This is a genomic window from Methylobacterium sp. WL6 (assembly GCF_008040095.1).
GTDB lineage: Bacteria > Pseudomonadota > Alphaproteobacteria > Rhizobiales > Beijerinckiaceae > Methylobacterium.
Map to the genome: position 1 here is coordinate 1 of NZ_VRVH01000269.1, position 6,131 is coordinate 6,131.

Here is a 6,131-nt window from a genome sequence, read left to right on the forward strand (position 1 = left end):
ACCGGGTTGGCCGCGTAGGTCAGCGCGTCCAGCGTCAGCACGTCGTGGCCGAGGTCGCGCACCAGGTGGAGCACGAGGGCGGAGCCGATGAAGCCGCAGCCGCCGGTCACCAGGATGCGCATGTCGGCCTCCGTCAGCTGCTCCGACGCTTCAGGTGAAATAGCCCGTCGGCAGCACCGATTTCATCTCCGGTAGCTTGCACTGAGATATGAGCTTGAAATGACGCCGCGCGATGCGCAAAGAACAACGATGCATCATGATCCGGCGTCTTTGATTCTTATGACAAAGATCATCTCAAGCCGGTAGAATATGCTTGGGGGTCGATTTTCTGAGCAGGTATTTTCCCTTTTTCGCGATCGTTCGCACGACGTACTTTGACGGGTTGAGCGAAAGCGCTACGGCCAGGTTTTTCATGAACGGAAGCCAATTTCCGCTGCTGTAGTGCAGGGTCGCTATTCTGTAAGCGACAGCGGATCTCTTCAATCTCCAATTGCGGCATTTTCTCCAGATCGATTGTGAGTGAAGCATTTCCCTATATTGTTCCAGGCTTATTTCCGTGTTGCCGTTCAGGCGCCTGATCATGTTGAAATCGATGAAATCTCCGTTTTCGAAGATCTCGTTGATCCGCGTCGTCATGATGCTGCTATGCCGGCGATGCATCAAGACAGGCTCGGGCGACACGGCGATCTTGAAGCCCGCGGTCGCCATTCGCCCCCACAAGTCTCGATCATCGAGAAGATGGTTCCGATAGCCGCCCAAGCCGAGAACGACATCGCGCCGATACATCGCGGTCGGATGGATGATATTGACGATGAGGCCCGGGTCTTTTCTTGCAAGCCCACGTTCCATATCAATGGTCGGGACGCTCTTTCCGATGATCTTGTTGTCGACATCGATCATGTATGCTGCCGAGCTCAGAACGCTGACGTCCGGGTTTTCTTCCATGAATCGGATTTGCGATTTCAGCCTGTCCGGAAGCATGATGTCGTCGTCGTCCATGCAGGCAATCAGATGGTATTTCGCAAGCGACAGCCCCAAGTTCCTGGCGGCAGGACCGCCCCTGTTCGTCGGGTGACGCAACAAATGGATCCTCGCATCCTTCTTGGCGAGAGCCGCGAGGATCTCATGGGTCCCATCGGTCGACGCGTCATCGACGACGATCAGCTCGAAGTCCTCGTGGGATTGCGCCAACACGCTTCCGATGCACGCCTCTATGTACTTGGCGCGGTTATGGGTTGGCACTATGACTGTCACCGACATCGGTACCTCCGAGTCCGCATCTTCGAGCAGACGAAAGACAATCTAGAAAGAAATATGATCGCTCTATATTGCGTGACCATGAAATAAAGCAGATCAAGCTTTGCAATGGTTCACGTCGATCTTCCAGCCTGACGGTAGGCTGAATCCTCGACGAGATGACAGATTTTCAGGAGAGGCCGCGTACGCCTTTCGATCTAGCCCGAAGGGAACGGACGAGGAAACGGGTCGATCGAAGCGCTGCGATCCTGCGATCCGGCAAACCGCGTGCACCGATCCAGAGACCTCCCAAGGTCGTTTCCGGCCATGCTGGGTCGAAGGGCTTTCAGGGTCTTTGGGAGGGCGGCGGTGGCGGTCTCGTCGTGCCCGTGCGGCACGCAGATGCGGCAGCGCACCACGCGGAGGCGTCGACCGGAGCCTCGGAGCCTGTCGGTGGCGGCCGCCGTCTGGTCGACGAGGACGAGGCCGTGCGGATCGAGATCGATACGGCCTCCGATCGGCCGCCCGGAAACGACCGGCAACCGTCGGTGGCACGGATGGTGCCTGGAATGCGAAATGCCAGCTTGGGGTTGCCTGATCCCGTGCATCGGCCCACGCTCCGCTCATCCGCCTCGAAACTCTGGTCCGTCCCGGGAAGTCCTGATGTCGCGTCTGTCGGCCGCCTGCCTGATCGCGGGCCTGCTCGTCTCCCTGCCGCTCTGGTCCACGGTCCTCTCGGCGCAGACCCTGCGCTACGGCATGATGGAGGACCCCGACGCCCTCGATCCGACGCTGGCGCGGACGTTCGCCAGCCGCATGGTCTTCGCCGCGCTCTGCGACAAGCTCGTCGACATCGGGCCCGACCTGAAGCCGGTGCCGCAGCTCGCCACGCAATGGGAGCTTTCGCCCGACGAGAAGACCCTGACCATGCACCTGCGGCCGGGGGTGAGGTACCATGACGGCGAGCCGCTGAACGCGGCGGCGGCCAAGTTCTCGATCGAGCGGCACCTCAAGATGCCGGGCTCGCAGCGCCGCGGCGAGATCGCGCCGATCGACACCGTCGAGGTGGTCGACGACCTGACCTTCAAGATCAACCTGAAGACGCCGTTCGCGCCGCTGATCGCCCAGTTCACGGATCGGGCCGGGATGATGGTCTCGCCCAAGGCCGCCGAGCGGCTCAGCGACAAGTTCTCGACGGCGCCGGTCTGCGCGGGCCCCTTCAGGTTCGTCGAGCGGGTGCCGCAGGACCGGATCGTGGTCGAGCGCTTTCCCGATTACTGGAACAAGGACCAGATCCAGATCCAGCGGATCGAGTTCCGCCCGATCCCCGATGCCACCGTGCGGCTGACCAACCTGCGCGCCGGCCAGCTCGACCTGCTCGAGCGCCTGGCGCCGACCGACGTCCCCCAGGTCAGCCGCGACGCCAAGCTCGCGCTCGGATCGGTCTACGAGCTCGGCTTCCAGGAGATCCTGCTGAACCCCGCCAAAGCCGGCTCGGCGCTTGCCGACCCGAAGGTGCGCCAGGCGCTCGACCTGTCGATCGACCGCAACGCGCTCAACCAGGTGGTGTTCAACGGCGAGTTCCTGCCCGGCAACCAGTGGGTCTCGCCCAAGCACCCGAGCTACGTGACCGAATACCCGGTGCCCAAGCGCGACGTCGCCAAGGCGAAGGCCCTGCTCGCCGAGGCCGGGCAGCCGAAACCCCAGATCACGCTCTCGGTCTACGCCAACAGCGAGGCGCCGCAGGTCGGGCAGGTGATCCAGGCGATGGCCAGGGAGGCCGGCTTCGACATCCGGATCCAGGCCGCCGACTTCACCACGCTGCTCGACATGGCCGACAAGGGCAACTTCGAGGCCTACCTGTATTCCTGGTCCGGGCGACCGGACCCCGACGGCAACACCTTCAGCTTCCTCGGCTGCAAGACGCCGCTGAACTACAGCCGCTACTGCAACGCCGAGGCCGACGCGGCGCTCCAGGCCGAGCGCGGCACCGTCGACCCGCAGAAGCGGCAGGCCGCCTGGAAGCAGCTTGCCGACCGGGTCCTGAACGACCGCCCGGGCCTCTACCTGCTGCATCGCAAGCTGCTCTGGGCCTACACCAAGAAGCTCTCGGGCTTCGTCGCCTACCCGGACGGGCTGGCACGCTTCACCGGGCTCAAGCTGAACTGATGCTGCGCTTCCTCGCCCGCCGCCTGGCGCTCGCGGTCCCGACGCTCGTCCTCGCCTCGATGATCATCTTCGCCCTGCAGCAATTGCTGCCGGGCGACACCGCGACCGCGCTCTCCGGCGAGGAGCGCGACCCGGAGGTGATCGCGTTCATCCGCGAGAAGTATCACCTCGATCGGGCGCTCCCCGTCCGCTACGGCTACTGGGCGGCGGGCGTCCTGACCGGCGACCTCGGCGAGTCGATCCGCCTGCAGAAGCCGGTCTCGGAACTCGTCCTCGAGAAGCTGCCGGTGACGCTCGAGCTCGCCTGCCTCGCCATGCTGGTGGCCCTGGCCATCGGCGTGCCGATGGGCATCGTCTCAGCCGCCCGCCGCGGCACCTGGGCCGACACCTTGGCCAACGGCGTCGCGCTCTGGGGCCTGTCGATCCCGAACTTCTGGCTCGGCATCCTGATGATCCTGCTGTTCTCGGTGCAGCTCGGATGGCTGCCGGCCTCCGGCTACGTCCCGCCCTCGGAGAGCCTGTGGGAGAACCTCAAGGCGATGGCAATGCCGGCCTTCGTGCTCGGCAACGCGATCAGCGCGGTGATGATGCGCCACACCCGGGCGGCGATGCTCGGCGTGCTCGGCTCCGACTACGTCCGCACGGCCCGCGCCAAGGGCGTCTCGCCGCTGCGCCTTGTGCTGCGCCACGCGCTGCCCAACGCCGCGATCCCGATCATCACGCTCGGCGCCCTCGAGTTCGGGCAGCTCCTGTCCGGCGCGGTGCTCACCGAGCAGATCTTCTCGGTGTCGGGCTTCGGCAAGCTGATGGTCGACGCGGTGTTCAACCGCGACTTCGCCACCGTGCAGGGCGTCGTGATCTGCACCGCCGCCACCTATGTCGGCCTCAACCTCGCGGCGGATGTGCTGGCGGCCGTGGTCAACCCGAAGCTGAGGCGGGCATGAGCGGGATGGATCGCGACGCCGCCGCGCTGTTGCCGTCCCCCTCCGTGGCGGGGGGACGAGCGGTGCCCCTCCCGCGCGAGCCCGGCATGCTCGGCGCCTTCTGGCGCCGGCTGCGGGCGCGGCGGAGCGCGGTCGTCGGGCTCGCCATCGTCGTCGGGCTGGTGCTGATGGCGGCGTTCGCCGGATGGATCGCGCCCTACGACCCGACGGCGACCGATTGGGGCGCGGTGCGTGCCGCGCCGTCGCTGGCCCACCCGTTCGGCGGCGACGAGGTCGGGCGCGACGTGCTGGCCCGCATCGTCTACGGGGCGCGGGCCTCGCTCGGCGCCGGCCTCGTCTCGGTGGCGCTCGCGGTCTCGCTCGGCCTGCCGCTCGGGCTCGTCGCCGGCTATGCCGGCGGCTGGGTCGATGGCGCGATCATGCGGCTCACCGATGCGCTCCTGGCGATCCCGTTCCTGATCCTGGCGATCGCGCTCGCGGCCTTCCTCGGCCCGAGCCTGACCAACGCGATGGTGGCGATCGGCCTCTCGGCGACCTCGACCTTCGTCCGGCTCACCCGCGCGCAGGTCCAGGCGGTGGCGGCGGAGGAGTTCGTCGAGGCGGCGCGCTCGGTCGGCAACCCGCCCTGGCGGATCGCGCTGGTGCACATCCTGCCCAACATCGTGCCGGCGATCCTGGTCCAGGCGACGCTGACCATCGCCGCGGCGATCATCGCCGAGGCGAGCCTGTCCTTCCTCGGGCTCGGCCAGCAGCCCCCCGAGCCGAGCTGGGGCGCGATGCTCAACGTCGCCAAGAACTTCCTCGACCAGGCGCCGTGGATGGCGATCTGGCCCGGCCTGTCGATCTTCCTCGCCGTGCTCGGCTTCAACCTGCTCGGCGACGGGCTGCGCGACGCGCTGGATCCGCGGGGCCGCACATGAGCGACATGCCGCGTCTCGAAACGCCCCTGCTCGAGGTCCGCGACCTCGCCGTCGCCTTCGACACCGACGGCGGCGCGGTCCACGCCGTCAACGGCGTCTCGTACGCGCTCCGCGAGGGCGAGACGCTGGGCATCGTCGGCGAATCGGGCTCCGGCAAGAGCGTGCACGTGCTGGCCATGCTCGGCCTGATCCCGCGGCCGCCGGGCCGGATCACCGGCGGTCAGGTGCTGTTCCGGGGCCGCGACCTGCTCACCCTGCCCGAGAAGGCGCTCCGAAAAGTCCGCGGCGGCGAGATCGGGTTCGTGTTCCAGGACCCGATGAGCTCGCTCAACCCCGGCATGACCGTGGCGGCGCAGATCGTCGAGCCGCTGCGCATCCATCTCGGCCTCGACGCCCGCGCGGCGCGCCGGCGTGCGCGGGAGCTGCTCGACCTCGTCCGCATCCCGAACGCGGCCGGCCGCCTCGACCAGTACCCGCACGAGTTCTCCGGCGGCCAGCGCCAGCGCGTGATGATCGCCATCGGGATCGCCTGCCGCCCGAAGCTCCTCATCGCGGACGAGGCGACGACGGCGCTCGACGTCACGGTGCAGGCCGAGATCGTCGCCCTGGTGCAGGAGCTGAAGCGCGAGATCGGCATGGCGATCATCTGGATCACCCACGACCTCGGGGTGGTCGCCGGCATCAGCGACACGGTGCAGGTGATGTATGCCGGCCGCATCCTCGAGCGCGGGCCGGTGGACGACATCTTCGCCGACCCGCGCAGCGCCTACACCCTCGGCCTGCTGCGCTCGCTCCCCGACCTCACCCGCGGCCGGGCCGGGCGCGGGCGCCTGCGCCAGATCGAGGGCGCGCCGCCCGACAT

At 66.9% G+C, this 6,131-nt stretch carries 6 protein-coding genes; 4 read left to right on the plus strand and 2 right to left on the minus strand.

The genetic code is table 11. The features are described 5' to 3' along the window. The coding region (locus FV230_RS23055; protein WP_147728792.1) for an NAD-dependent epimerase/dehydratase family protein at positions 1-122 on the minus strand (122 nt) is incomplete at its 3' end. A gap of 172 nt (positions 123-294) precedes the next feature. Continuing rightward, positions 295-1,260, minus strand: coding sequence for a glycosyltransferase family 2 protein (locus FV230_RS23060; protein WP_147844059.1), 966 nt, complete (start codon positions 1,258-1,260; stop codon positions 295-297). Positions 1,261-1,899: 639 nt separating this feature from the next. Here FV230_RS23060 and FV230_RS23065 point away from each other — a divergent pair. The 4 genes from FV230_RS23065 to FV230_RS23080 all read left to right on the plus strand — a co-directional run. Then, positions 1,900-3,405 (plus strand): ABC transporter substrate-binding protein, encoded by a 1,506-nt coding sequence (locus tag FV230_RS23065; RefSeq protein WP_147844060.1) that lies wholly within the window; start codon positions 1,900-1,902, stop codon positions 3,403-3,405. Next, the gene (locus FV230_RS23070) at positions 3,405-4,349 is read left to right on the plus strand and encodes an ABC transporter permease (protein WP_147844061.1); all 945 of its coding nucleotides are present in this window, start codon (positions 3,405-3,407) and stop codon (positions 4,347-4,349) included. The genes FV230_RS23065 and FV230_RS23070 overlap by 1 nt, the downstream gene beginning before the upstream one ends. A gap of 86 nt (positions 4,350-4,435) precedes the next feature. After that, positions 4,436-5,269, plus strand: coding sequence for an ABC transporter permease (locus FV230_RS23075; protein WP_243936178.1), 834 nt, complete (start codon positions 4,436-4,438; stop codon positions 5,267-5,269). A 5-nt stretch (positions 5,270-5,274) separates the two neighbouring features. After that, positions 5,275-6,131 (plus strand): ABC transporter ATP-binding protein (locus FV230_RS23080; RefSeq protein WP_147844062.1); only part of this gene is annotated, 857 nt, incomplete at its 3' end.

What these genes read in the sequence shown, in the direction of transcription:
- FV230_RS23075 (WP_243936178.1), top strand. Translation starts at nt 4,436, where the DNA reads ATGCTCGGCGCCTTCTGGCGCCGGCTGCGGGCGCGGCGGAGCGCGGTC.
- FV230_RS23060 (WP_147844059.1), bottom strand. Translation starts at nt 1,260, where the DNA reads ATGTCGGTGACAGTCATAGTGCCAACCCATAACCGCGCCAAGTACATA.
- FV230_RS23065 (WP_147844060.1), top strand. Translation starts at nt 1,900, where the DNA reads ATGTCGCGTCTGTCGGCCGCCTGCCTGATCGCGGGCCTGCTCGTCTCC.
- FV230_RS23070 (WP_147844061.1), top strand. Translation starts at nt 3,405, where the DNA reads ATGCTGCGCTTCCTCGCCCGCCGCCTGGCGCTCGCGGTCCCGACGCTC.